The organism is Sphingomonas sp. GC_Shp_3 (assembly GCF_026540945.1).
Taxonomy (GTDB): domain Bacteria; phylum Pseudomonadota; class Alphaproteobacteria; order Sphingomonadales; family Sphingomonadaceae; genus Sphingomonas.
The window spans coordinates 886,316-909,601 of the sequence record NZ_JALNUT010000001.1; the positions used below are offsets into that span (position 1 = coordinate 886,316).

The following is a 23,286-nucleotide window of genomic DNA, read 5'->3' on the forward strand; positions in this document are numbered from 1 at the left end:
CTGTTCGGATCGTGAGCAAGAACGTGCGCCACGGCGCGGCGTTCCGCCGGGCTGGCGCGGGCGCGCGCAAGCTGCCAGCATCCCGGCCACACCGAATCGGAGAGATCATGCGCAAACTCTGGCTGGCAGGCGCTGCCGCACTCGCAATCGCCGGCTGCACCGCCAAGGCCCCTGCCCCATCCGCCACTGCCGCGATCAGCCCGCTGCCGGTGACGAGCTGGCCCGCCTTCCGCGACGCCTTCATTGAAGGCTGGTTCAAGGTATCGCCCGCCGATGCGGTGTATCAGGGCCGGCATGACTTCGACGGCGGTCTGGGCGACTGGAGTGCCGCCGGCCTCAAGCAACAGGGTGACTTCCTGCGCGACGCGATCGCCAAGGCCAAGGCATTCGATCCTGCGAAGCTCGACAAGCAGGGCGCGTTCGAGCGCGCCTATCTTATCACCGTCGCGCAGGGGAAGCTGTTCTGGCTGGAGGATGCCGACCAGCCGCATACCAACCCGGCATGGTATGTCGGCGCAGGCCTTGACCCGAACGTCTACATCGCGCGCAACTATGCCGATCCGGCGACGCGGATGCGCGCCACCATCACCTTGTTCCGCAAGATCCCGCAGGCCGCCGCCAACATTCGCGCCAACCTCAAGACGCCGATGCCGGCGAGTTACATCGATTATGGGGTCGCCGCGTTCAAAGGCTTCGCCGACTATTACGGCGGCGACGCCAAGAAGGCGTTCGCCGGGGTGAAAAGCCCCGCGCTGCAGGATGAATTCGCCAAGTCCTCCGCCGCCGCCAGCAAGGCGATGGCCGATCTTGCCACCTGGCTGCAAAGCCAGCGCGCGACACAGACGCAGGACTTTGCCCTCGGCGCAGCGCGCTTTTCGCGGATGCTGAGCATGACCGAGGGCGTCGACGTGTCGCTCGATACCTTGGAAGCGGCAGGCAAGGCCGATCTGGCCCGCAACCGAACGGCGCTGGTCGCGGCGTGCGGCCAGTTCGCGCCGGGCGCGACCGTGCCCGCCTGCGTCGTCAAGATGAACGCCGACAAACCCGCCAACAACGATCCCGTCGCGGAGGCGCGCAAGCAAATCCCCGAACTGCGTGCGTTCGTGCTCGCCAACGACATCGTCTCGACTCCCGACACCGAACAGGCGCTGGTCGAGGAGAGCCCGCCGTATAACCGGCAGAACTCCGCCTACATCGATCCGCCCGGGCCATTCGAGAAAGGCGTACCGTCGATCTACTACATCTCCCCGCCAGATCCGGCGTGGAGCAAGCAGATGCAAGCGGACTTCATCCCCGGCAAGGATGACCTGCTGTTCACCACCGTGCACGAAGTGATGCCCGGCCACTTCCTACAGTTCCGCCACGCCAACCACTCGCCGTCGCTGTTCGGCCGGCTGTTCGTCGGTTACGCCTTCGCCGAAGGCTGGGCGCATTATGCCGAGGAGATGATGTGGGAAGCGGGCTTACACAAAGGCGATGCCGAAACGCATATCGGTCAGCTTTCCAATGCCTTGCTGCGGGATTGTCGCTTCCTGTCTGCGATCGGCCTGCATGCGCGCGACATGACGCAGGAACAATCGCGGAAAATGTTCGTAGAGCAATGCTATCAGGATGAAGGCAACGCCCGCCAGCAATCGGCGCGCGGCACCTATGATCCGGCGTACCTCAACTACACGATGGGCAAGCTGATGATCCGCCGCCTGCGCGCCGACTGGACGGCGCAGCATGGCGGCCGGGCAAGCTGGAAGGCATTTCACGACACCTTCCTCAGTTTTGGGGGGCCGCCGATCCCGCTGGTTCGCAAGGCGATGCTTGGCGGCGATGGCAAGGCGGTGTTCTAACCGCGCTACAGCGATGCGAAACCAACCTCTGCCGCAGCGCAGCAGGTTGGTTTTCGTAACGCGCTATCCTAAGAGGAAGCCGACACCTTTCACGGAAAGATCGGCCATGAGCAAACTTCACCTCGTCTTCGGCGGCCGCGTCAGCGACCCGCAAACCCTCGACTTTAACGACACCGCGTCGCTCGACGTGGTCGGCATTTTCCCCGACTATGCGAGCGCCGAAAAAGCATGGCGCGCCGCCGCGCAGCGTACCGTCGACGATGCGGAGATGAAGTACGTCATCGTACACATGCACCGGCTACTCGAGCCGGACCTACTGGCCTAAAGCGAAAGCGCACCGGCGAGGCAACGCCGGTGCGCGAGGTGCTGCGTCTCGACCGGCGGCGCCTCGCACCAGCAACCCCGCTGCGATAATCGGTCCCGCTCGATCGTACGGTGCCGTAGCGCCGAGCGGTCGCGGCTTAGATGAACTCGATCTTCTCGACGACATAGTAGCGATCACCCGACGGTACCGTTACTTCGACCTCATCCTCGATCTTGCGACCGATCAGAGCACGGCCGAGCGGCGAGTTGTACGAGATCCGACCGCCCTTGGCATCCGCCTCGGTCTGGCCGACGATCTGATACTTAACCGGCTTGTCGTCTTCGTCCATCAGCGTCACCGTCGCACCGAACACGACCTTGTCTCCCGACAGATCGCGCGGGTCGATAACCTGCGCGCGGCTCAGCTTGTCCTCGATGTCGGAGATCGAAGCCTCGATCTGACCCTGCCGCTCCTTGGCGGCATGGTATTCGGCGTTCTCAGACAGATCGCCATGTGCGCGCGCTTCCTCAATGGCGTCGACGATCAGCGGACGCTCCGCCTTCAGCTGTTTCAAATGCGCAGTGAGCGTGTCGTAGCCCTCTTGCAGCATCGGCATCTTGTCGACGGTCGCCATCCCTTAGTCCTTCGTCCCGAAATCTGTCCCCAAGCCGGTCCTTCCGAACCGGCCCGCACCGTAGTTCAACTGTCGGGGAGTAATCGTGCGATCAGGAATAATAGGATTGGAGTGGCCGCACTTCAAGGTTTCGTGTCGCAAGCGCCACGATCGCGTTCGCCGCCTCGACGCTGGCCGAAGCGGTGGTGAAGTACGGAATCCGCTGCGTCAGCGCCGCAGCGCGAATCGGCTGCGAGTCCTTCAGGCTCTGCCAGCCCTCAGTGGTGTTGAAGATCAGGTCCATCCCGCCGTCCTTGATACGATCGACGATATGCGGCCGCCCCTGCGCTACCTTGTTGACGCGCTCCACCGCGACCCCGTTGCGCTCGAGGAAATCGGCGGTGCCGCCGGTGGCGACGACAGTGAAACCGTGGCTCGCCAACTGCCGCATCGCCGGCAGGATGACGACCTTGTCGCTATCCTTCACACTGACGAACAACGTGCCCGACTTGGGTAGCACGGTGCCCGCGCCGAGCTGCGCCTTGGCGAACGCGATCGCAAAATCGGGGTCAATTCCCATCACTTCGCCGGTCGACTTCATCTCCGGCGACAGCACAGGGTCGACTCCGGGGAATCGCGCGAACGGGAATACCGCTTCCTTGACCGCATAATAACTGATGTTCCGGTCAATCGCCGGCAGATCTGCCAGTTTTTCACCTGCCATCACTCGCGCCGCGAGCTTCGCGATCGGCGCGCCGATCGCCTTGGCGACGAAGGGAACGGTGCGGCTGGCGCGCGGATTGACCTCGATCAGATAGACGAGGCCGTCCTTGATCGCGAACTGAATGTTCATCAGCCCAATTACGGACAGCGCCTTGGCAAGCTCGCGCGTCTGGCGCTCTATTTCGGCGATGATCTCAGGCGAGAGGCTGTAGGGTGGGATCGAGCAGGCGCTGTCGCCCGAATGGACGCCGGCCTCCTCGATATGCTGCAATACACCCGCCACCACGACATCGGTGCCGTCGCTGATCGCATCGACATCGACCTCGATTGCATCGCGGAGATACTGGTCGATCAGCACCGGCGACGAGCCCGACACCTGCACCGCCGTCTGAATGTAATCGTCGAGCTGCACCAGCGAGTCGACAATCTCCATCGCCCGCCCGCCCAGCACGTAGCTCGGCCGCATCAGCACCGGATAGCCGATCCGCTCCGCCACCGCGACCGCCTCGTCGCGGCTGCGCGCGATGCCGTTGAGCGGTTGGCGCAGGCCGAGCTTGTTAATCATCGCCGCAAACCGTTCACGATCTTCGGCAAGGTCGATCGCGTCCGGCGAAGTGCCAAGGATCGGGATGCCCGCATCCTGGAGCGCCTGCGCGAGGTTGAGCGGCGTCTGCCCGCCGAACTGGACGATCACGCCGTGCAGCGTGCCGTTCGACATTTCGACATGCAGGATTTCCAGCACATCCTCCGCCGTCAGCGGCTCGAAATACAGCCGGTCGGACGTGTCGTAATCGGTCGAGACCGTCTCCGGGTTGCAGTTGACCATGATCGTCTCATAGCCCGCATCCGCCAGCGCGAAGCACGCGTGGCAGCAGCAATAATCGAATTCAATGCCCTGCCCGATCCGGTTCGGGCCGCCGCCGAGGATCACGACCTTCTTGGCGGAGGTCGGCATGCTCTCGCATTCCGGCTCGCCAAAGGTCGGCGCCTCGTAGGTCGAATACATATACGGCGTCCTGGCATCGAACTCGGCGGCGCAGGTGTCGATGCGCTTGAACACCGGCCGTACGCCGAGCTTGTGGCGCGCCGCACGCACCTCCGCCTCGGTCACGCCGCCGGTCATCGCCTTGACCGCCTCGTGGATCAGCCCACGGCCACGCGCGATGCCGCTGGCATTGCCGCGCAGATTGGCCGACTTCAGCGCGAGATACGCGAGCCGCTTGTCGGAAAAGCCCATCGCCTTCAGCTTGCGCATGCCGCCCGCATCGCGCGGCAACCCGTTGTGGCAAACCTCTTCCTCGGCGCGGACGATCTCGGCGATCCGCTCCAGGAACCACGGATCGTATTTGGCGATCGCATGCACCTCGGCGACGGTGAAGCCCTCGCGCAGCGCCTGCGCCGCCACCAGCAGCCGGTCAGGCGTCGCCTTGGCCAGCGCCGCCTCGATCTCGACCCGCGGCGCCCCCGACAGCCGCTCGACCATGTTGAAGCCGGACAGCCCGGTCTCCAGCCCGCGCAACGCCTTCTGCATCGATTCGTGGATGTTGCGGCCGATTGCCATCACCTCGCCGACCGACTTCATCGCGGTGCCAAGCACCTCCTCGGCGCCCTTGAACTTCTCGAAGGCAAAGCGCGGGATCTTGGTAACGACGTAATCAATCGTCGGCTCGAAGCTCGCCGGGGTCGCGCCGGTGATATCGTTGGTGATCTCGTCAAGCGTGTAGCCGACCGCAAGCTTGGCGGCGACCTTGGCGATCGGGAAGCCGGTCGCCTTCGACGCCAGCGCCGAGGATCGCGAGACGCGTGGGTTCATCTCGATCACGATCAGTCGGCCATCCTTCGGATTGACTGCGAACTGAACGTTGGAACCGCCTGTTTCCACACCGATTTCGCGGAGCACCGCAATCGATGCATTTCGCATGATCTGGTATTCCTTGTCGGTCAGCGTCAGCGCTGGCGCGACCGTGATCGAATCGCCGGTATGCACCCCCATCGGATCGATATTCTCGATCGCGCAGATGATGATGCAATTGTCGTGGCGGTCGCGCACGACCTCCATCTCATATTCCTTCCAACCGAGCAGCGACTCCTCGATCAGCACCTCGTTGGTCGGCGAGGCATCCAGCCCCGAGCGCACGATCGCGATGAATTCCTCGCGATTGTACGCCACACCGCCGCCGGTACCGCCAAGCGTGAAGCTCGGCCGGATGATCGACGGCAGCCCGGTCCGCTCCAGCGCGACCAGTGCCTCCTCGACGGTATGCGCGATCGCCGAGCGCGCGGATTCCAGCCCGATCTTGTCCATCGCATCGCGAAACTTGAGCCGGTCCTCCGCCTTGTCGATCGCGGCGGCATCGGCGCCGATCATCTGCACGCCGAACTTTGCCAGCGTGCCGTCGTTATACAGTGCCAGCGCGGTGTTGAGCGCGGTCTGCCCACCCATCGTCGGCAGCACCGCGTCGGGCCGCTCCTTCTCGATGATCTTGGCGACGATCGCGGGCGTGATCGGCTCGACATAGGTCGCATCCGCCAACTCGGGATCGGTCATGATCGTCGCCGGGTTCGAATTGACCAGGACGATGCGATAGCCTTCCTCGCGCAGCGCCTTGATCGCCTGCACGCCCGAATAATCGAACTCGCAGGCCTGGCCGATGACGATCGGCCCCGCGCCGATGACGAGGATGGAGGAGATGTCGGTGCGTTTTGGCATCAGTCTTTTCCGGTCTCGGCGGTGCAACCCCAGCCGTCATATTCAACGTCGTAGGCGAGTTCGATCTGCAGGCATTTCACCGTCAGCGCGCGGATCGCGCCGGCCTCGGCGGTCTGCTCGCTGCCCAGGAAGGTGGCGAGTTCGCCGTCCTCGGTCTCCTCGCGTTCGATGAAGCTGAAGCCGAGGCTTTCGGCATCGTCCTCCAGCCGTTCGAGCGCGGCCTCCTCGCCACGAAAGCTCACATCGACGAGGCGGACGATCCCGGCAACGTCACCATTCTCGGCGAGGCTGGCGAGCACCTCCTTGTCAGCGGCCCATTCCGCCTCGACGCGGGCGGGATCGACGTCTGGAAGGGTCATGCCGTCAAACTCCCCACGAACTTTTCGAACAGATACAGGCTGTCTTGCGGGCCCGGCGATGCCTCGGGGTGGTATTGTACCGAGAAGGCCGGGCGGTCGGTCAGTTCCAGCCCGGCGTTCGATCCGTCGAACAGCGAGACGTGGGTCGCCTTGGCGTTGGCCGGCAATGTCTCACTCAGCACCGAGAAACCGTGGTTCATCGAGGTGATTTCGACCACGCCGTCGCTCAGCCGCTGCACCGGATGGTTGGCGCCGCGATGGCCCTGGAACATCTTGCTAGTCTCAGCCCCCACCGCGAGCGCGAGCAACTGGTGGCCGAGACAGATCCCGAACAGCGGCTTGCCGGTTTCCAGCAGGTCGCGGATCACCGGCACCGCGTAAGCGCCGGTCGCGGCGGGATCGCCGGGGCCATTCGACAGGAAGATGCCATCGGGGGCGAGCGCCATCACCTCTGCGGCAGTGGCAGTGGCAGGCACTACAGAAACCTTCGCACCGGCGGCGACGAGGTTGCGAAAGATGTTATGCTTCGAGCCGTAATCGATCGCGACGACATGCGGACGTGCGTCCTCGCCGACACCCCCGTCATAGCCGAAGCCGAGCCGCCACAGCCCGCCTTCCCAGCCGCCATGCGTTTCGCGCGTCACCTCGATGGCGAGGTCCATGCCCTCCAGCCCTGGCCAGCCCTGCGCCTGCGCGAGCAGCGCGGGAATGTCGAACACGCCGTCTGCGTCGTGCGCGATCACGCCGTTGGGCGCGCCGCCGGCACGGATACGCTTGGTCAGCGCGCGCGTGTCGATGCCCGCAAGACCGATGCGGTTGTGGCGGCGCATCCAGTCATCCAGCCGCTCGACGCTGCGGAAATTGGAGGGTTCGGTCACGTCCTCGCGCACGATCATGCCGAGCGCGTGCGGCTCGTCCGCCTCGATGTCGTCGGGGTTGGCGCCGACGTTGCCGATGTGCGGGAAGGTGAAGGTGATGATCTGACCCGCGAAGGAGGGATCGGTCATGATCTCCTGATACCCGGTCATCGCGGTGTGGAAACAGACCTCGCCGACCGCCGCCCCCTCGATACCGAAACCACGGCCCCACAGCACGTCACCGGATGCCAGAACCAATACGCCGGTGGCGCCTTCGGGCGCGGAAATGGGTTTGGCGTCGGCCATGATCGGCGGGCACTCCTCGTTTGGGTTGGCGATGTCGCTAAGGCGCGGCAGCTAGAACCAGCGGGGGGTAGCGTCAATCTGTTATCGGCGCGGCGGTTCGGCTAAGCGACGGGTTTGGATGCGCGGGCGACCATCCCGCCCCGCGCTCGACGACAAGGATACGCATATGATTCGCGACGACATCAAGGCCGCGCTCGTCACCGCCATGAAGGCGGGCGAAAAGGCCGACACCGCCACGCTGCGCCTCGTGCAATCGGCGATCAAGAACCGCGACATCGAGGCGCGCACCGGCAAGGCGCCCGACGATGACGATACGCTGGTGGTCGAAGTGCTCCAGAAGATGGTCAAGCAGCGCCGCGAATCGATCGAGATGTTCGAAAAAGGTGGCCGTCAGGAACTCGCCGATGCCGAGGCGGCCGAAATCGCGGTGATCGAACGCTTCCTGCCGCAGCAGATGAGCGAAGCCGAGACGACTGCGGCGATCGAGGCGATCAAGACCGAACTCGGCGCGAGCGGAATGAAGGACATGGGCCGCGTGATGGCCGAACTGAAAGCGCGCCACGCCCAGACGCTCGACATGAGCAAGGCGAGCGGGCTGGTGAAGGCGGCGCTTTCGTAAATGGTTGCAAATCGGGCGGCGTGTGGGATATTGCGTGGTATCATAGAGCGTGAGTTTATCCCCCGCCTTTCTGGACGAACTGCGTTCCCGCACGACGCTGTCGACGCTGATCGGGCGCACGACCAAGCTGCAAAAGGCCGGTCGCGAATATCGCGCATGCTGCCCGTTCCATAACGAGAAGAGCCCGAGCTTCTACGTCAACGACGACAAGGGCTTCTATCACTGCTTCGGCTGTTCCGCGCACGGCGACGCGATCCGCTGGCTGACCGAACAGCGCGGGCTACCTTTCATGGATGCGGTGAAAGAACTCGCACAGGCGGCGGGCATGGAGTTGCCTGCGATGGACGCCCGCTCCGCCGAGCGTGCCGAGGTCGCCAAGGGGCTCCATGAAGCTTGCGCGGATGCATCGGCATGGTTCACCGAGCAGCTTCATGGCCTCGGCGGGGCGGACGCGCGCGCCGTGCTGGAAAAGCGCGGCATCCGCGCGGAGACGGCGCGGGATTTCGGCCTCGGGTTCGCGCCGGATTCGCGGGGCAAGCTGAAGACCGCGCTGAAGGATTATGGCGACTCCCTGCTGGTCGAGGCCGGCTTGCTGATCTCGGTCGAGAACAAGGATCCGTACGACCGCTTCCGCGGGCGGCTGATGATCCCGATCCGCGACCAGCGCGGCCGCGCGATCGCGTTCGGCGGCCGCATCATCGGTGATGGTGAGCCCAAGTACCTCAACTCGCCCGAGACGCCGTTGTTCGACAAGGGCCGCACGCTCTACAACCTCGACAAGGCCGCCCCGGCTGCGCGGAAGGCCAACCGCGTGCTGGTGGTCGAAGGCTATATGGACGTGATCGCGCTGGCGCAGGCGGGGTTCGGCGAGGCGGTCGCCCCGCTCGGCACCGCGCTGACCGAGGCGCAGCTCGAACGGCTGTGGCGGATGCACGACGTGCCGATCCTGTGCTTCGATGGCGACGGCGCCGGGCAGAAGGCGGCGATCCGCGCCGCGCACCGTGCCTTGCCGATGCTCACCCCCGGCCGCAGCCTCGCCTTCGTCACGCTGCCGCAGGGTCAGGACCCGGACGATCTCGTGCGGGCCAAGGGGCCTGGCGCATTTGAGGCGCTGCTGCGCGATACGCAGCCGCTGGTCGATCGGCTGTGGGCGCACGAGGTCGCCGCCGAGCCGACCGCCACGCCCGAACAGAAGGCGGGCCTCAAGGCGCGCTTCACCGAACTGGCCAACAGCATCGCGGATAGCGACGTAAAGCACGAATATCTCGCCGATTTTCGTCGCCGCTTCGATGAAATGTTCCGCCCGCAACGTACGCCGTTCGTGCCGCGCGCGCCCGGTCCTGCCGGCAGTCGTAGCGGCGGCGGTCGTCGCGGCGGGCAGCCGTGGAAGCCGCCGATCGGCCCGGTGGTCGAACAGACCAAAGGAGTGCGCGCCGCCGGGATCGATCCGATTCTTGCCAAGGCGGTGCTCGCCGGACTGATCCGTCACCCGGCCGAAATCGCGCGGCACATGGAGGTGTTGGGCTCGCTCAGGCTGGTCGATGGTACGCTTGGTAGGCTGTTCGAGGCGGTGGTCGACCTCGCGATCGAGGATCAGACGCTTGATAGCGACCGTCTCGTCACCATATTGGCTAAATCCGGTTTCGACACGATCGCATCCGATCTTCTGGCGCCTTCCGGATTCAATTACTCGTTCAACCAGCGTGATGCAGATCCGGTGGCAGCGCGGGAGGATTTGGATGAAGCGATCGCGATTTTGGTGACGCGGCCGGAAATCGACAAGGCTTTGGCCGCCGTGAACCACGATGAAGTCAGCCGATCCGACGAAGCATTTGCACGTCAGGTCGCATTGATTAGAGAACAGCAGGCGCTCAACGCTCGCCTTGCAAATCTTTTGCAAGCGAAGGAAGACGCCAGAATGATTAGAGCCGAGGGCAATTGATGGCTAAGACCGACATGGCGGACGTTTCCGACACCAACGAGGGTGGCGACGCGCCGTTGATCGACCTCAACGATGCTTCGATCAAGAAGCTTGTCGCCCGTGCGAAGAAGCGCGGCTACATCACCTACGAGCAGCTCAACGAAGCGCTGCCGCAGGATCAGATGTCTTCCGATCAGCTTGAGGATGTGATGTCCGCGCTGAACGAGATGGGCATCAACATCGTCGAGAACGACGAGCAGGGCGAAGACGGCGAAACCGAGGATCAGCCCGAGGACGAGGCCGAACCGGCGGATACCGCCGAGGAAAGCGCGCCCAACATCGACGTCAAGAAGAAGGAGGTCGTCGACCGCACCGACGACCCCGTCCGCATGTACCTGCGCGAGATGGGTGCAGTCGAGCTGCTTAGCCGCGAGGGCGAGATCGCCATCGCCAAGCGGATCGAGGCGGGTCGCGACACGATGATCCTGGGGCTGTGCGAAAGCCCGATCACCTTCAACGCGATCATCGACTGGTCGACCGCGCTCAACGAAGGCACGATGCAGCTTCGCGAAATCCTCGATCTCGACGCGATGCTCTCCAAGGATCCCGCGCCCGAGAGCCTGACCGAGGACGGCGAAGAGGCCGACGGCGAGATCAGCGAGAAGACCGCCGGCCCTTCGTTCAAGGAAGAGGAAGAGCCCGAGGAGGCTTCCGCCGACGAGGACGAGGATTCAATGACCGAGCGGCGCACCCCGCGCCCGTCGGACGACGAGGAGGAGGACAATACCCTCAGCCTTGCGCAGATGGAGGAGCAGCTCAAGCCGATCGCGCTCGAGCGGTTCGCCAACATCACGGCGATCTACAAGAAATTTTCGAAGATGCAGCAGCAGCGTCTCGACCAGATGAGCGCAGGCGGCGAACTGTCGGCGGCGGATGAGCGCAAGTACCAGAAGCTGCGTGAGGAACTCACCGCCGAGGTCGAGAGCGTCCAGTTCCACAACGCCAAGATCGAATATCTCGTCGATCAGCTCTACGCCTTCAACCGCCGCCTCACCGCGCTGGGCGGCCAGATGCTGCGTCTGGCCGAGCGTCACAAGGTCAGCCGCAAGGACTTTCTGGATCGCTACATCGGTCACGAACTCGACGAGGCGTTCCCGTCGAGCGCGGCCAAGGTCGACAAGAAGTGGGCCGCCTTCGTCGCCAACGAAAGCGACGCCGCCGACCGTATCCGCAACGAGATTTCGGAAATCTCGCAACAGACCGGCATGGCGCTTGGCGAGTTCCGCCGTATCGTCAACATGGTCCAGAAGGGTGAGCGCGAGGCGCGCATCGCCAAGAAGGAGATGGTCGAGGCGAACCTGCGGCTCGTGATTTCGATCGCCAAGAAGTACACCAACCGTGGGCTTCAGTTCCTGGATCTGATCCAAGAGGGCAACATCGGCCTGATGAAGGCGGTCGACAAGTTCGAGTATCGCCGAGGCTACAAGTTCAGCACCTATGCGACGTGGTGGATCCGTCAGGCGATCACCCGCTCGATCGCGGATCAGGCGCGGACGATCCGCATCCCGGTGCACATGATTGAGACGATCAACAAGCTGGTGCGCACCAGCCGCCAGTTCCTCCACGAGCAGGGCCGCGAGCCTACGCCCGAGGAAATGGCCGAGCGTCTGTCGATGCCGCTCGAAAAGGTCCGCAAGGTGATGAAGATCGCCAAGGAGCCGATCTCCCTCGAAACGCCGATCGGCGACGAGGAGGATTCGCACCTGGGTGACTTCATCGAGGACAAGAACGCGATCATCCCGGTCGATGCCGCGATCCAGGCCAACCTCAAGGAAACCGTCACCCGCGTGCTAGCCTCGCTCACCCCGCGTGAGGAACGCGTGCTGCGCATGCGCTTCGGCATCGGCATGAACACCGATCACACGCTGGAGGAAGTCGGCCAGCAGTTCTCGGTGACGCGCGAGCGTATCCGCCAGATCGAGGCAAAGGCACTGCGCAAGCTCAAACATCCGAGCCGCAGCCGCAAGATGCGCTCGTTCCTCGACCAGTAATCAAGCTGACGAACAGTGGAAGGCCGCGCCGGGCAATTGGCGCGGCCTTCGCGTATCCTGACGGCAAATCATGAAATTGCCGTGACTTGCTCCGTTCCGGCGCGGAGTCATCGTAAACCACGGCAGATCCCGTAAGCCGTCGCTATGCTCGATCCGGTTCCACCTCCCCGTCAAATCGTTACGTCTTCCGATCTCGTCCGCCACTTCGGCTATTGGCAGGACCGCGCCGCGCGAACGCCGGTCTATATCCTTCACCGTGGTCGCCCCCGACTGGTGCTCACCTCGGTTGAAATCATGGATGCGCTGTGCGCGCCGCATTTCTCCGGCCAAGGCTGCGGTCCCGATCTCGCGGCCGTGCTGGAACGCGTCGAGGATCGGGTGCTCATCGCCAACGACCGCCAACAGATCATCGCCGCCAGCGATACCGCGCGTCGCGATTTCGGTGATCTCGCGGAGATCGGCCGTGCGCTGGTGCGGATCGTACCGGAAGACGTTCAGACGCAACTCGCCGCCGGAATTGATCGTGTCTCCCGCACAGGCGTCGCCGTCTCGCTCGATCTGCCGTCACGTGCGCCGCCGATCGAGAGCATGACCTTGTTGATCGATGCCTGGCCCGGCGGTGTGATGCTCGTCGCGCGCGATGCTGCTGGCGATGCCGAAATGGCCGAACGCGCGGCACTGGATGAAGCGATTACGGCCAGTGACGCAATAGCTCCAGTCCGGATCGATTTGCGCGGGCGGCTCGAAAGCGGATCATCCTCTCTGGCCGCATGGTGCAACCTTCGCACCGACGCACTCGCAGCGGTGCCGTTCGCCAGCCTGTTCGACGGGTCGTCCCAAAATGCAATTCGCGACGCCATCGATCGTGTGATCCGCACCGGACAAGCGTTGCAGATCAATGCCTTGCTGCTCGCCAATCTGGCGGTGCCTGCGGCCGTGCGAATTGGTTTTGCCGCGCGCCGAACCGGCGCCAGCGTTTCCGGCATAGCCGCCGTTCTGATTACACGAGTAGGTTGAGACAGGCTTAAACCGCTTTAAACCACGTCTTTACGTGCTTCGTATAAACCCGACGGGCAAACCGTGCGGCAGGCGGCCTTTACGGTCCGGACAGGGGCAGACTTCAATGGCGTTACAAGCCGCATCAACGAACCGCGCCGAGGGCGTGTGGCAAGTACTCGCCGCCCTGGCAGCGGCAGATGGCAGCGCCGCGCACCCGCTGGTCGCGACGCTCATCACGCCTGCCGCCGCCAAACGAGATCTGGCGGACGCGATTCACGCGATCTGCACGATCCACGGCCGCTATCTGTTCGATCAGGTTGCGCTGCCTGAGGATGACACTGCCGCCGAGTGGTTCGCCGCCGTTACGCAGGCTTTCACCGCCGAGCGCACGTATCTCGCGCACCTGACGGCGGCCGCCGGGCCGCTGCCCTCCACGCCAGGTCAGGCCGAGGCCGACGCGGCGTTCGCCAATCAGCGCCACGCCTTCGACATGCTCGCCCGCTCCAGCCGCAAGGGCTGCGCGATCGGCGCGGCGCTCGCGCTGATCCTCGACTGGCGCGCTATTCGCGGCGTGCTCGACGCCGCAGCAGAGCGCTTCGGTGTTACGGTACCCCCCCGCGAGTTGCCCGACATGGACGGCATCGCCGCGCTCGCCGTGACGCTTGGCGATACGCCTGCGACACAGCGCGCGATCGCATTTGGCGCAGAGCAGGTGTTTGCCCAACATCGCGGTCTGTGGAGCCTGCTTGAAGCGCGGGCGAGCGCGCGCGATCACGCCTGACCGGCGCGATTTCGCCTCCAGTTGCTCTGCCTGCGAGATCCGGTCGCACATCCGGCGTTTACGAGCGCCGGTAGACTACACCGATGCGACGCAGCACCGTATCAGGTGCCGGACGAGGCAATCGCAACGCCGACCTGCCGGGGGCGGCCGGATCATGGTTCGGCGCAGCTAGTGTCACAGGCAGCCTTGTGTCCGGCGCTCGGGTGCGGACGGATCATCCATTTGAAGGCGCAATGACGGGTCAAGCTGGCCGCTGATTGTTCGCTTGTTCGACGGCTTCTGCTGGCAATGCGACATGTCGACCTTCAGCACATCCATGCGCATGTGATCCTTGTCCTGGTCGGACCGTACGACCTTCCAGAGTGGCTTGCGCCGGTAGCGACGATCATGAACCTGACCAATGTACTCGGCGCTCTTGTCGATCGGAACGACAGTCAACAAGCGCCAAGCAACGGACGGTTAGAGTTTGCTGCGGTTTGGTAACCTGCTTTTAAACCAGCTTCGCTTACCCGGCGGTTGGGGGGTGCCTTGTAAGGTGCCTGTATGCGATGTGTATTTCGCCTGTTGGCTTGCTCGGCCGCGCTTTTGGCGGCGTCCCCGCTTTGTGCGGGTTCTCTTCTCGATTATGTCGGGGAGTGCGTGCCGTTCGCGCGCGCGGCCTCGGGCATCCAGATCTACGGCGATGCCTGGACGTGGTGGTCCAAAGCCGCCGGACACTATCAACGCGGCGACGTCCCTCGGGTCGGTTCGGTCATCGTGTTCTCAAAAACGTCGCGACTGCCGATGGGGCACGTCGCGGTCATCAGCCGGATCGTCGATCCGCGTGTGGTAATGGTGACCCACGCCAACTGGTCGCGCCAGAATGGCAAACGCGGCCACGCCGAACAGGACGTGACGCTGACCGACGTTTCCGCCGACAATACGTGGCGAGAGGTGAAGGTATGGTACCGCGACATGGACGGACTCGGCAGCACCACCTATCCGGTTTCGGGCTTCATCTATGGCAGCGCGGTCGATGGGGCGCGACGCGCTCATGTTGCGCCTGAACTGACCGGCCGCGACCCGGACTATGTCGGGGCGTTGCTGGACGTATATCGCTAGGATCCGGTCGCTTTAGTGGCGGCGCGAACTGCCGGCCCTCGCCCCGCCGCAAACATCAGTGCTGGATGCAAAACGGTGCGGGGACGCTGCGCCCACGCTACCGTGCACCTCGCTCAAAGCTTATCCATACCGTGATTAGCCGCGAATCGCGACGAGCTTCGCCTCGAACATCTGCGCCAGTTCAAGGCGGCGTTTGCGGGCTTCCTCAGTTACGGCAGTACGTGCCGCGACATTCTCTTGCATGGCACGCCGTGCATAATAATGAACATTCGACTCCATAGGTGCTGATCCGCCCTTGCCACCAAGTGTTCCAAGATGCTCACGCTACTGCGCGCGTTATGACCAAGATCATAAGCTTTTGTGACAAAATGGCGCTGCGGCGCGGCAAGTGGCGCAATTAACCTGAATAAAGGTGGAAGGCTGCGCTTTCCAGCGCCCAGGCGGCCTCATCCGGCGTGGTGAGCGCGTCGAGATCGCCGGGTAGAGCGCCCGAGTCGTCCACCCACGCTCGCAGCGCAGGACCGCCGTTGATGACGTCGATCGGCAGTTTCCCGAACGCATATTCGTAGGGGAAGTCGCGCCAAAGCGGATAGTCGGGCGCGATGGCGCGAATCGCCTTGAACGCAAGCGCCTGCAATCGCCACGGCCTGAAAGCGGCGTGATCGTAGAACCGCCCCTCGGCATGGATGTGCACGCCGTTACACAATTCACCGACGTGCTTGTGGAAGGTCGGCTGAAACCAGATGTCGCGCAGCGCGCAGCCGGCGATCCACTCCGGGGCGATTTGGTGCATCCCGGCGATCACCGCCTTGGCATCGAGATCCGGCGCTCCGAACAGTTCGAGTGGCCGCGTCGTGCCGCGCCCTTCGGACAGCGTCGTCCCCTCCAGCATCACCGTGCCGGGGTATGCGCGCGCCATGTTGAGGTTAGGTGCGTTCGGGCTGGGGTTGATCCACACCCGGTCCACGGGCCAGCCGAAGCCCGGCGCGGCGTCCGGCGTCCAGCCATCCATCGCAATCACGCGATAGTCGACGTCGAGACCCAGCGTCTTTATGAACCAGCCACCCAGTTCCCCCATCGTCAGGCCATGCCGCATCGGCATCGCGCCCGCACCGACGAAGCTCTCCCAACCGTCGCGCAGCGTCAGTCCCTCGATCGGGCGGCCGGCGGGATTGGGCCGATCGAGTACCCAGACCGTCTTGCCGTGTTCGGCCGCAGCCTCCAACACGTAGCGCAGCGTGGTAATGAAGGTGTAGATCCGCGTGCCAAGGTCCTGAAGATCGACCAGCATGACATCGAAGGTCTGCATCGATTCCGCACTTGGCCTGCGCACCTCGCCATACAGGCTGAACACCGGCATGCCGTATGTGGGATCGGTGAAGTCCGGAGACTCCATCATGTTATCCTGAAGGTCGCCGCGCACGCCATGTTGCGGCCCGAACACCGCCGAGATGTTCAGCCCGCAAGCGACCAGCGCATCGAGCGAATGCGTCAGATCCGCCGTCACCGAAGCGGGGTGCGCGAGCAGCGCGACGCGTTTGCCCTCCAGCGGCTTGCGCAGGACTGGATCGGCGAGGAGGCGATCTATTCCGAAGTTCACTGCAATATCACTCCCGTCCGTGCCTCCCGGTGACGGCCGAAATCCCATTGCACGCCGCCCGCGACCATGGGGCAGCCTTCGCCGGGCAAGGATGATGGGTCAAGCATTGTCAGGCATGCGCCAACCGAAATGCCCGCAGGCCACAGCAACTCCGCACCACACCAACGGAGCGAAAACCCGTTTGGCGGGTTCAGCCCGCAACAAGGAAGGAAACACGATGCTACGCTCTGTCCTGATGGGTCTGGTCGCCGGATCGCGCGCGATGACGCCCGTTGCGGCTGTGGCGAACGCCGCGCGCACCGGCAAGCTGCCGAAGGACAGCGCCGCTCCCGAATTCCTGGCCAGCCCGTTGATCTCCGCCAGCACGATGGCGCTCGCGGCGTACGAACTCGCCGGCGACAAGCAGGCGAGTGCGCCGGATCGGGTCATCACCCCAGCCGTGGTGGTTCGCACCGTCAACGCCGCGCTGGCGGGGGCGGCGGTAGCGCCCCGCGACAAGCGCTGGCTCGGCGCGGCACTAGCCGGTGGCACCGCGGCGGCCGCCGCTTATGTGAGCTGGCGGCTGCGGATGCGCGCGATGCAGGGCGGCGGCGGACAGGCGATCACCGGCTTCATCGAGGATGCGGTGATCGTTCCGCTCGCGGTGGCAGCGGCAACGCGCTAGGCGGGCGCTGGCAGCGCGGCGACGAACCCCTCGGCGTTGTGGAAATCCGGTGGCCCGTCGCCATGCGCGAGCGCCCAGTAGGATTTGGTGCCATCGGCCTCCTCGATCACCGCGCTGAGGCCGGCCACGCTCGCGACCGACAGTGGCGGAGCAATACGCGCGATCACGATCAGCGCATCGCCGTCGGCGCTCACCATGATGCGCGGTGCTACATCGAGCGGCATCTCCGCCATGCCGGTGCGGTAATCGGTGAAACGATATGCTGCCCACGCGCTGGACGGCGAGAAGTTGAATTCGAGATAACCCGGCGCGCCGGTCTGCACGAACAGTTCGAGGCAGGTGCTGCGCCACAGCCCATCCGCGCGGGCGGGCATGACGGCTGCCGGCACGACGAGTCGATCGGTCGGGCACCCGATGACGTAGGCGAGATCCAGGCCATATTCGCTCTGCCTGACGGACGCGTGGACGTACTCGACCGCGCTGGCCGGCGTGTCGGGGTGTGGCACCAATGCCCACTCCCCCTTTGCTGCCGCAGGGCGCGGTCTGGCTACGGCATCGCTCATGGCTGTGCGACTTCGAGGCACGGCTCGGCCCAGTCCTGATGCTCCCGCTTTTTCGCGACCTGCTGCCAACGCTTCATCTGAAACTCCTGCTCGCGTGCCAGAGCGAGATCACTAAGTTCCTCGTATCAGACGAGCAGGTTGAAGGCATAGCATTTGCTAACGGCATCAGCCGCAGCAGTGCGATTGCCCCACCGCGCCGAGCAGGATGGTTGTGCGATGCGAAGCGCGCTTCCGATGCGTGTACGCCCCATGATGTAACGGAAGCCTCCCGATCCACGGCAACGGTTCGTACCTGATCCCTGGCCTTCGCCGGCCGAGGAAGAACACTTTCTAACCGACGTGCACTTTTCGCCGGACGCGGAGTCCAGTGACGGCGTCTCACGCGATCAGGCGACAACGCCGCGAAACCCGCGATCTGCGGATGCCGCAGAGACGCAAGCACTCACCCCCCAGCCCCCGCAATTCCACGACACTGGCAAATTCTCCCCCAATCCCCTACATGGCGCGCTCCCATGGCAACGATCCTCCCCTCCCCGCCGCGTGTCGGCATGGTTTCGCTTGGCTGTCCCAAGAACTTGGTCGACAGCGAGCGTATCCTCACCAAGCTGCGCAGCGACGGCTATCAGATGTCGCCCGATTATGCGGGTGCGGACGTGGTGCTGGTCAACACCTGCGGCTTTCTCGATTCCGCCAAGGAGGAATCGCTGGAGGCGATCGGCGAAGCGATTGCTGAAAACGGCCGCGTCATCGTCACCGGCTGCATGGGCAAGGAAGCCGAGACGATCCGCGCGCGCTTTCCGAACGTCCTCGCCGTCACCGGCGCGCATCAGTATGAGGAAGTGGTCGGCGCTGTTCATGAAGCGGCGCCGATGCCGCCGAGCGCGTTCCTCAATCTCGTGCCGGACAGTGGACTGAAGCTCACGCCGCGCCATTACAGCTATCTGAAGATCAGCGAGGGCTGTAACCACCGTTGTTCGTTCTGCATCATCCCGGCGCTGCGCGGTGATCTCGTCAGCCGTCGCCCCGACGCGATCCTGCGCGAGGCGGATAAGCTGATCGCGGCGGGCACGCGCGAACTGCTCGTCATCAGCCAGGATACGTCGGCGTACGGCGTCGATATCCGCCACCAGCCGCGTGACTGGAAGGGCAATGAAGTCCGCGCGCACATGACCGACTTGTCGCGCGAACTCGGGCGTCTGGGCGCATGGGTGCGGCTGCATTACGTCTACCCCTACCCCCACGTTGATCAGGTCATCCCGCTGATGGCGGAGGGGCTGATCCTCCCGTACCTCGACATTCCGTTCCAGCATGCCAGCCGCAACGTTTTGAAGCTGATGAAGCGCCCCGCCAACGAAACTAAAGTGCTCGAGCGCATCAAGCACTGGCGCACGATCGCCCCCGATATCGCGATCCGCTCGACCTTTGTGGTCGGCTTCCCCGGTGAGACCGAGGACGATTTCGCCTATCTGATGGACTGGCTGGAGGAGGCCCGGCTCGACCGGGTCGGCGCGTTCCGTTTCGAACCGGTCGAAGGTGCCGTCGCCAACGCGCTGCCCAACCACGTGCCGGAGGAGATTAAGGAGGAGCGCTACGCCCGCCTGATGGACCTCACCGCGCGCATCTCGGCGGAGAAGTTGCAGGCCAAGGTCGGCCGCACGCTCGACGTCATCATCGACGAAGTGGGTGAGGAAGGTGCAACCGGCCGCTCGCAGGCCGACGCACCCGAGATCGACGGCGAGGTGTTCCTGCGCGACGCCGCCCACCTCGCCGCCGGCGATATCGTGCGGGTCGAGATTGAGGATGCCGACGAACACGATCTGTACGGGGTTCCCCTCCCCGCGTGACGACCCCGGCCGAAGCGCTCAAGGACTGGACGCCGCAACGCTATGCGGCGGTCCGCGCGGGCGTCCGCACCGGTGATCTGCTGATCTGTTCAGGCAATCAGGCGTTCTCGCGCGTAATCCAGTGGGCGACGAACAGCCCGTGGAGCCATATCGCCATGGTCGTCCGCCTCGACGAGATCGACCGCGTGTTCGTGATGGAGGCGGTGCAGAAGATCGGTGTGCGCGTCGTGCCGCTGAGCCGTTGGATCACCGATTTCCAGCCGCACGACAAACCCTTCAACGGCAAGGTCGTCGTCGCCCGTCACGATGTGGTGGCCGGGGCCAGCGCGGAGCAGTTCCGGCGCATGAGCGGCTTCGCCACCGACCAGCTCGGTTGCCCGTTCGACGCTGGCCAACTCGTCAGGATCGCGGTGCGGATCGGCCTGGGCCTCTTCGGTGTGCGACTGCCGCGCATGATCCAGCCCAACAAAGAATATTTCTGTTCGGAATATCTCGACGAATGTTACCAACAGCTTGGCGTGAAGATACCGTGGGACGGCCGCGGCTTTATCGCGCCGTCCAACTTCGCGCGCGCTCCGCAAGTGCAGGCGGTGATGCGGGTGTCACGTTTTCCCTTCCGCGAGGGGCCGTTAGAGGATGACGAATGAAGATTAGCCTGTCGTTAGCCACTGCTTTGCTGGCGTTAGCCACACCGGTTTACGCGCAAAACCTGACGCCAAGCGAAGCGGCAAAGGTCGATGCGATCGTCACGCAGAGCCTCGCCCGCACTGGCGTCCCCTCCGCCTCGATCGCGATCGTACGTGGCGGCAAGACGGTTTTCGCAAAGGCTTACGGCAAGCAATCCGAGACGATACCGCAGGCGCGTGCGGACTTGAAATACCCGATCGCCTCGATCTCCAAACAATTCACCGCTGCCGCTATGCTGTTGCTGGAGGACGAGGGCAAGCTCAGCCTCGACGATCACGTTTCGAAGTACGTGCCCGGTATCAGCGACGGCGATGTCATCACCATTCGACAACTGCTCAGCCACACCTCCGGTCTACAGGACTACTGGCCGCAGGATTACAGCTTCGCCGCAATGCGTAATTCGGTTACCCCGCAGCAAATCCTCGACCGCTGGGCGAAGAAGCCGCTCGACTTTACCCCCGGCACCAAGTGGCAATATTCCAACACCGGCTATGTCGTCGCCGGCCTGATTGTCGAAAAAGTCGCCGGGATGCCGCTGCTCGACTTCCTGAAGCTGCATGTATTCACGCCGCTCGGCATGGATCCGGTCGACCAGGACAAGGCCAACGGTCCAGGTTATCCACAGGGTTATCAACGCTTCGCGCTCGGCCCGGTGCGGCCAGAGCGACCCGCCGCGCCCGGCTGGTTGTTTGCCGCCGGCGAACTGGCGATGTCGGCGAGCGATCTGGCAAAATGGGACATCGCGCGCATGAACCGCACGCTGCTTCCGGCGGAGGACTGGACTACGCAGGAAACCCCGGTGAAGCTGGCCGACGGCACCACCAACGGCTACGGCCTCGGTGTTTCCGCGCATGAGCAGGCCGGCCACGCCTACATCGAACATAGCGGCGAAGCGGTTGGTTTCCTGTCCGAAAACACTGTCTTCCCGGACGACAAGGCGGCGGTGGTGGTACTGGTCAACGCGGATTTCAGCGGCGCCTTTACCGATATCGCGGGCAAGATCGCGGACGTCATCCTGCCGCCTTCGCAAGCCCAGCGCGCCGAAGTCGCTAACACTGCAAAGGCGCTCCGCCTTTACGAGATGCTGCGCATGGGAACGCTCGACCGCAACACCATGACGGACGATTCGAACTATTACTTCACCCCCACCGCGCTTGCCGATTACAAGGCGACACTCGGCCCGCTTGGCGAGCCGAAGAGCTTCGAACTCGCGCAACCGCCCAAGCTGCGCGGCGGCTTCGTCAACCGGAACTACCGCGCGGTTTTCGCCGATTGCACGCTTAACATCGTAACCTATGCCGAACCCGGCGACACCGGGCGCTACGAACAATTTTTGGTGATGCCGAGCCAATGACCTACGATCCCGCCCTTCTGCTCCAGCCCGATCGCGGGCAGAGCGCGCGCACCATCCACGTGATCGCGAAGCAAGGCCTCGACGATTGGCGATCCGCGCAGCCGCCCCGGGTTCGCGCAGCGCTCGATGCTGCCCGGATCGACGGCAAACCTGGCGCCAGCCTGATCCTCCCCGGAGAGGACGCCGAAGACTGGTCGGTGCTGCTGTGCGTCGGTAAGGTACCGCTCGGCACGTGGGATCTGGCGAGCCTTGCGGAGACACTGCCCGACGGCAGCTACCGGGTTGATGGTGCGGGTGTGGGCGCGGCGCTGCTTGGCTGGGCGCTCGGCCAGCACGTTTTCACCCGCTACAAGCCGGCGGATCGCGTACCCGGCCGCATACTGCTGACGACGGAGCCAGCGCGAATAGCGGAAGCGGTGGCGCTCGCCCGCGCGACCGCCAGTGTGCGCGATCTCGTCAACACCGCCGCCGCCGATCTTGGCCCTGCCGAACTGGAAGGGGAAACCAGGACGCTGGCCGACACGCATGGCGCGACGCTCGCCATCACCAAAGGGAGTGCGCTCGCCAGTGGCTATCCGATGATCCACACTGTCGGTCAGGCTGCTGCACAGGGTCGCGAACCGCGGCTGATCGAACTCGAATGGGGCAACCCGGCGCATCCGCGCATCGCCGTTATCGGCAAAGGCGTATGCTTCGATTCGGGCGGGCTAGACATCAAGCCCTCCTCGGGCATGCGGCTGATGAAGAAGGATATGGGCGGCGCGGCCCATGCGCTCGCGCTCGCTCGCCTCATCATGGACGCGCATCTGCCGGTGCGCCTGCATCTGCTGATCCCGGCGGTCGAAAACAGCATCGCCGGCAACGCCTTCCGCCCGGGCGACGTCCTCGCCACACGCAAGGGCATTACGGTGGAAAACACCAACACCGATGCGGAAGGCCGCCTGATCCTCGGCGACGCGCTCACCCGCGCGGGCGAAAATACGCCCGAACTGATCCTGGATTTCGCGACGCTCACCGGCGCAGCACGCGTAGCGCTTGGCCCTGATCTGCCCGCCACGTTCGTCAACGACGATGCGCTTGCCGAGGCGCTGCTCGCCGCCGGCACCGCCAGCGAAGACCCGCTGTGGCGCATGCCGCTGTGGGACGGGTATGACGAGATGCTGAGTTCCGACATCGCCGACATGGTCAACGCCCCCGACGGCGGCTTTGCAGGTGCGGTGACCGCCGCCTTGTTCCTTCGCCGCTTCGTGCCGGAGGGCACCGCCTGGGCACATCTCGACACATTCGCGTGGCGACCCTCTCGCAAAGCGGGTCGCCCGAAAGGTGGCGAGGCGCTGGGTTTGCGCGCAACATGGGGAATGCTCCGCGCCCGGTACGGCACGTGAGCGC

Annotated in this window: 20 protein-coding genes; 13 read left to right on the forward strand and 7 right to left on the reverse strand. The window is 64.3% G+C overall.

Going from position 1 to position 23,286, the window contains the following annotated elements:
- Positions 1 to 107 precede the first annotated feature (107 nt).
- Complete coding sequence (locus OXR00_RS04390) at positions 108 to 1,841, forward strand: DUF885 domain-containing protein (RefSeq protein WP_267386831.1); 1,734 nt, start codon at positions 108 to 110, stop codon at positions 1,839 to 1,841.
- Positions 1,842 to 1,947: 106 nt separating this feature from the next.
- On the forward strand, positions 1,948 to 2,166 hold the full coding sequence (locus tag OXR00_RS04395) for a DUF4170 domain-containing protein (protein WP_242146622.1): 219 nt from the start codon (positions 1,948 to 1,950) through the stop codon (positions 2,164 to 2,166).
- A gap of 136 nt (positions 2,167 to 2,302) precedes the next feature.
- On the opposite strand, the gene greA is transcribed toward OXR00_RS04395, so the two are convergent.
- The 4 genes from greA to carA all read right to left on the reverse strand — a co-directional run bounded on the left by greA (position 2,303) and on the right by carA (position 7,713).
- Positions 2,303 to 2,779 (reverse strand): transcription elongation factor GreA, encoded by a 477-nt coding sequence (gene greA, locus OXR00_RS04400; protein ID WP_242146623.1) that lies wholly within the window; start codon positions 2,777 to 2,779, stop codon positions 2,303 to 2,305.
- Positions 2,780 to 2,870: 91 nt separating this feature from the next.
- Positions 2,871 to 6,191 carry a carbamoyl-phosphate synthase large subunit gene (gene carB, locus OXR00_RS04405; protein ID WP_267386832.1) on the reverse strand — a complete coding sequence of 1,107 codons (3,321 nt, stop codon included), beginning with the start codon at positions 6,189 to 6,191 and terminating at the stop codon, positions 2,871 to 2,873.
- Complete coding sequence (locus tag OXR00_RS04410) at positions 6,191 to 6,550, reverse strand: ribonuclease E inhibitor RraB (protein ID WP_267386833.1); 360 nt, start codon at positions 6,548 to 6,550, stop codon at positions 6,191 to 6,193. The genes carB and OXR00_RS04410 overlap by 1 nt, the downstream gene beginning before the upstream one ends.
- Positions 6,547 to 7,713 (reverse strand): glutamine-hydrolyzing carbamoyl-phosphate synthase small subunit, encoded by a 1,167-nt coding sequence (gene carA, locus OXR00_RS04415; protein ID WP_267386835.1) that lies wholly within the window; start codon positions 7,711 to 7,713, stop codon positions 6,547 to 6,549. Before carA ends, OXR00_RS04410 begins: the two co-directional genes overlap by 4 nt.
- Positions 7,714 to 7,879: 166 nt before the next feature.
- On the opposite strand from carA, the gene OXR00_RS04420 reads away from it, so the two are divergent.
- The 5 genes from OXR00_RS04420 (at position 7,880) to OXR00_RS04440 (ending at position 14,084) form a co-directional block, all read left to right on the forward strand.
- Positions 7,880 to 8,332, forward strand: a complete 453-nt coding sequence (locus tag OXR00_RS04420) for a GatB/YqeY domain-containing protein (RefSeq protein WP_242146627.1) — start codon at positions 7,880 to 7,882, stop codon at positions 8,330 to 8,332.
- Positions 8,333 to 8,381: 49 nt separating this feature from the next.
- Complete coding sequence (gene dnaG / locus OXR00_RS04425) at positions 8,382 to 10,274, forward strand: DNA primase (RefSeq protein ID WP_267386836.1); 1,893 nt, start codon at positions 8,382 to 8,384, stop codon at positions 10,272 to 10,274.
- Positions 10,274 to 12,304, forward strand: coding sequence for an RNA polymerase sigma factor RpoD (rpoD, locus tag OXR00_RS04430; protein ID WP_267386837.1), 2,031 nt, complete (start codon positions 10,274 to 10,276; stop codon positions 12,302 to 12,304). Before dnaG ends, rpoD begins: the two co-directional genes overlap by 1 nt.
- A gap of 144 nt (positions 12,305 to 12,448) precedes the next feature.
- Complete coding sequence (locus tag OXR00_RS04435) at positions 12,449 to 13,321, forward strand: hypothetical protein (RefSeq protein WP_267386838.1); 873 nt, start codon at positions 12,449 to 12,451, stop codon at positions 13,319 to 13,321.
- A 106-nt stretch (positions 13,322 to 13,427) separates the two neighbouring features.
- Positions 13,428 to 14,084, forward strand: a complete 657-nt coding sequence (locus OXR00_RS04440; protein WP_267386839.1) for a hypothetical protein — start codon at positions 13,428 to 13,430, stop codon at positions 14,082 to 14,084.
- A gap of 174 nt (positions 14,085 to 14,258) precedes the next feature.
- Here the strand turns inward: OXR00_RS04440 and OXR00_RS04445 are convergent, their stop codons facing one another.
- Positions 14,259 to 14,522 carry a hypothetical protein gene (locus tag OXR00_RS04445; protein ID WP_267386840.1) on the reverse strand — a complete coding sequence of 88 codons (264 nt, stop codon included), beginning with the start codon at positions 14,520 to 14,522 and terminating at the stop codon, positions 14,259 to 14,261.
- Between the two features lie 105 nt (positions 14,523 to 14,627).
- Between OXR00_RS04445 and OXR00_RS04450 the strand changes: the two genes are divergently transcribed.
- Complete coding sequence (locus OXR00_RS04450; RefSeq protein WP_267386841.1) at positions 14,628 to 15,185, forward strand: CHAP domain-containing protein; 558 nt, start codon at positions 14,628 to 14,630, stop codon at positions 15,183 to 15,185.
- Between the two features lie 397 nt (positions 15,186 to 15,582).
- Here OXR00_RS04450 and OXR00_RS04455 read toward each other — a convergent pair whose 3' ends face one another.
- Complete coding sequence (locus tag OXR00_RS04455; RefSeq protein ID WP_267386842.1) at positions 15,583 to 16,785, reverse strand: DUF1343 domain-containing protein; 1,203 nt, start codon at positions 16,783 to 16,785, stop codon at positions 15,583 to 15,585.
- A 217-nt stretch (positions 16,786 to 17,002) separates the two neighbouring features.
- On the opposite strand from OXR00_RS04455, the gene OXR00_RS04460 reads away from it, so the two are divergent.
- Complete coding sequence (locus tag OXR00_RS04460) at positions 17,003 to 17,449, forward strand: DUF4126 family protein (protein WP_267386843.1); 447 nt, start codon at positions 17,003 to 17,005, stop codon at positions 17,447 to 17,449.
- Here OXR00_RS04460 and OXR00_RS04465 read toward each other — a convergent pair.
- Complete coding sequence (locus OXR00_RS04465) at positions 17,446 to 18,012, reverse strand: DOMON-like domain-containing protein (RefSeq protein WP_267386844.1); 567 nt, start codon at positions 18,010 to 18,012, stop codon at positions 17,446 to 17,448. The genes OXR00_RS04460 and OXR00_RS04465 overlap by 4 nt on opposite strands.
- Positions 18,013 to 18,524: 512 nt before the next feature.
- Here OXR00_RS04465 and rimO point away from each other — a divergent pair.
- Genes rimO through OXR00_RS04485 form a run of 4 tightly spaced genes read left to right on the forward strand, consistent with a single transcriptional unit; the run spans position 18,525 to position 23,282 of the window.
- On the forward strand, positions 18,525 to 19,856 hold the full coding sequence (rimO, locus tag OXR00_RS04470; protein ID WP_267386845.1) for a 30S ribosomal protein S12 methylthiotransferase RimO: 1,332 nt from the start codon (positions 18,525 to 18,527) through the stop codon (positions 19,854 to 19,856).
- Positions 19,853 to 20,503, forward strand: a complete 651-nt coding sequence (locus OXR00_RS04475; RefSeq protein WP_267386846.1) for a YiiX/YebB-like N1pC/P60 family cysteine hydrolase — start codon at positions 19,853 to 19,855, stop codon at positions 20,501 to 20,503. The genes rimO and OXR00_RS04475 overlap by 4 nt, the downstream gene beginning before the upstream one ends.
- Entirely contained in the window at positions 20,500 to 21,897 is a 1,398-nt protein-coding gene (locus OXR00_RS04480) for a serine hydrolase domain-containing protein (protein WP_267386847.1), read from the forward strand. The genes OXR00_RS04475 and OXR00_RS04480 overlap by 4 nt, the downstream gene beginning before the upstream one ends.
- On the forward strand, positions 21,894 to 23,282 hold the full coding sequence (locus OXR00_RS04485; RefSeq protein WP_267386848.1) for a leucyl aminopeptidase family protein: 1,389 nt from the start codon (positions 21,894 to 21,896) through the stop codon (positions 23,280 to 23,282). Before OXR00_RS04480 ends, OXR00_RS04485 begins: the two co-directional genes overlap by 4 nt.
- The last annotated feature ends 4 nt before the right edge of the window (positions 23,283 to 23,286 follow it).

What these genes read in the sequence shown, in the direction of transcription:
- OXR00_RS04420 (WP_242146627.1), top strand. Translation starts at nt 7,880, where the DNA reads ATGATTCGCGACGACATCAAGGCCGCGCTCGTCACCGCCATGAAGGCG.
- OXR00_RS04410 (WP_267386833.1), bottom strand. Translation starts at nt 6,550, where the DNA reads ATGACCCTTCCAGACGTCGATCCCGCCCGCGTCGAGGCGGAATGGGCC.
- OXR00_RS04395 (WP_242146622.1), top strand. Translation starts at nt 1,948, where the DNA reads ATGAGCAAACTTCACCTCGTCTTCGGCGGCCGCGTCAGCGACCCGCAA.
- rimO (WP_267386845.1), top strand. Translation starts at nt 18,525, where the DNA reads ATGGCAACGATCCTCCCCTCCCCGCCGCGTGTCGGCATGGTTTCGCTT.
- OXR00_RS04485 (WP_267386848.1), top strand. Translation starts at nt 21,894, where the DNA reads ATGACCTACGATCCCGCCCTTCTGCTCCAGCCCGATCGCGGGCAGAGC.
- OXR00_RS04435 (WP_267386838.1), top strand. Translation starts at nt 12,449, where the DNA reads ATGCTCGATCCGGTTCCACCTCCCCGTCAAATCGTTACGTCTTCCGAT.
- OXR00_RS04465 (WP_267386844.1), bottom strand. Translation starts at nt 18,012, where the DNA reads ATGAGCGATGCCGTAGCCAGACCGCGCCCTGCGGCAGCAAAGGGGGAG.
- carB (WP_267386832.1), bottom strand. Translation starts at nt 6,191, where the DNA reads ATGCCAAAACGCACCGACATCTCCTCCATCCTCGTCATCGGCGCGGGG.
- rpoD (WP_267386837.1), top strand. Translation starts at nt 10,274, where the DNA reads ATGGCTAAGACCGACATGGCGGACGTTTCCGACACCAACGAGGGTGGC.
- OXR00_RS04450 (WP_267386841.1), top strand. Translation starts at nt 14,628, where the DNA reads ATGCGATGTGTATTTCGCCTGTTGGCTTGCTCGGCCGCGCTTTTGGCG.
- OXR00_RS04390 (WP_267386831.1), top strand. Translation starts at nt 108, where the DNA reads ATGCGCAAACTCTGGCTGGCAGGCGCTGCCGCACTCGCAATCGCCGGC.
- OXR00_RS04480 (WP_267386847.1), top strand. Translation starts at nt 20,500, where the DNA reads ATGAAGATTAGCCTGTCGTTAGCCACTGCTTTGCTGGCGTTAGCCACA.
- carA (WP_267386835.1), bottom strand. Translation starts at nt 7,713, where the DNA reads ATGGCCGACGCCAAACCCATTTCCGCGCCCGAAGGCGCCACCGGCGTA.
- greA (WP_242146623.1), bottom strand. Translation starts at nt 2,779, where the DNA reads ATGGCGACCGTCGACAAGATGCCGATGCTGCAAGAGGGCTACGACACG.
- OXR00_RS04440 (WP_267386839.1), top strand. Translation starts at nt 13,428, where the DNA reads ATGGCGTTACAAGCCGCATCAACGAACCGCGCCGAGGGCGTGTGGCAA.
- OXR00_RS04460 (WP_267386843.1), top strand. Translation starts at nt 17,003, where the DNA reads ATGCTACGCTCTGTCCTGATGGGTCTGGTCGCCGGATCGCGCGCGATG.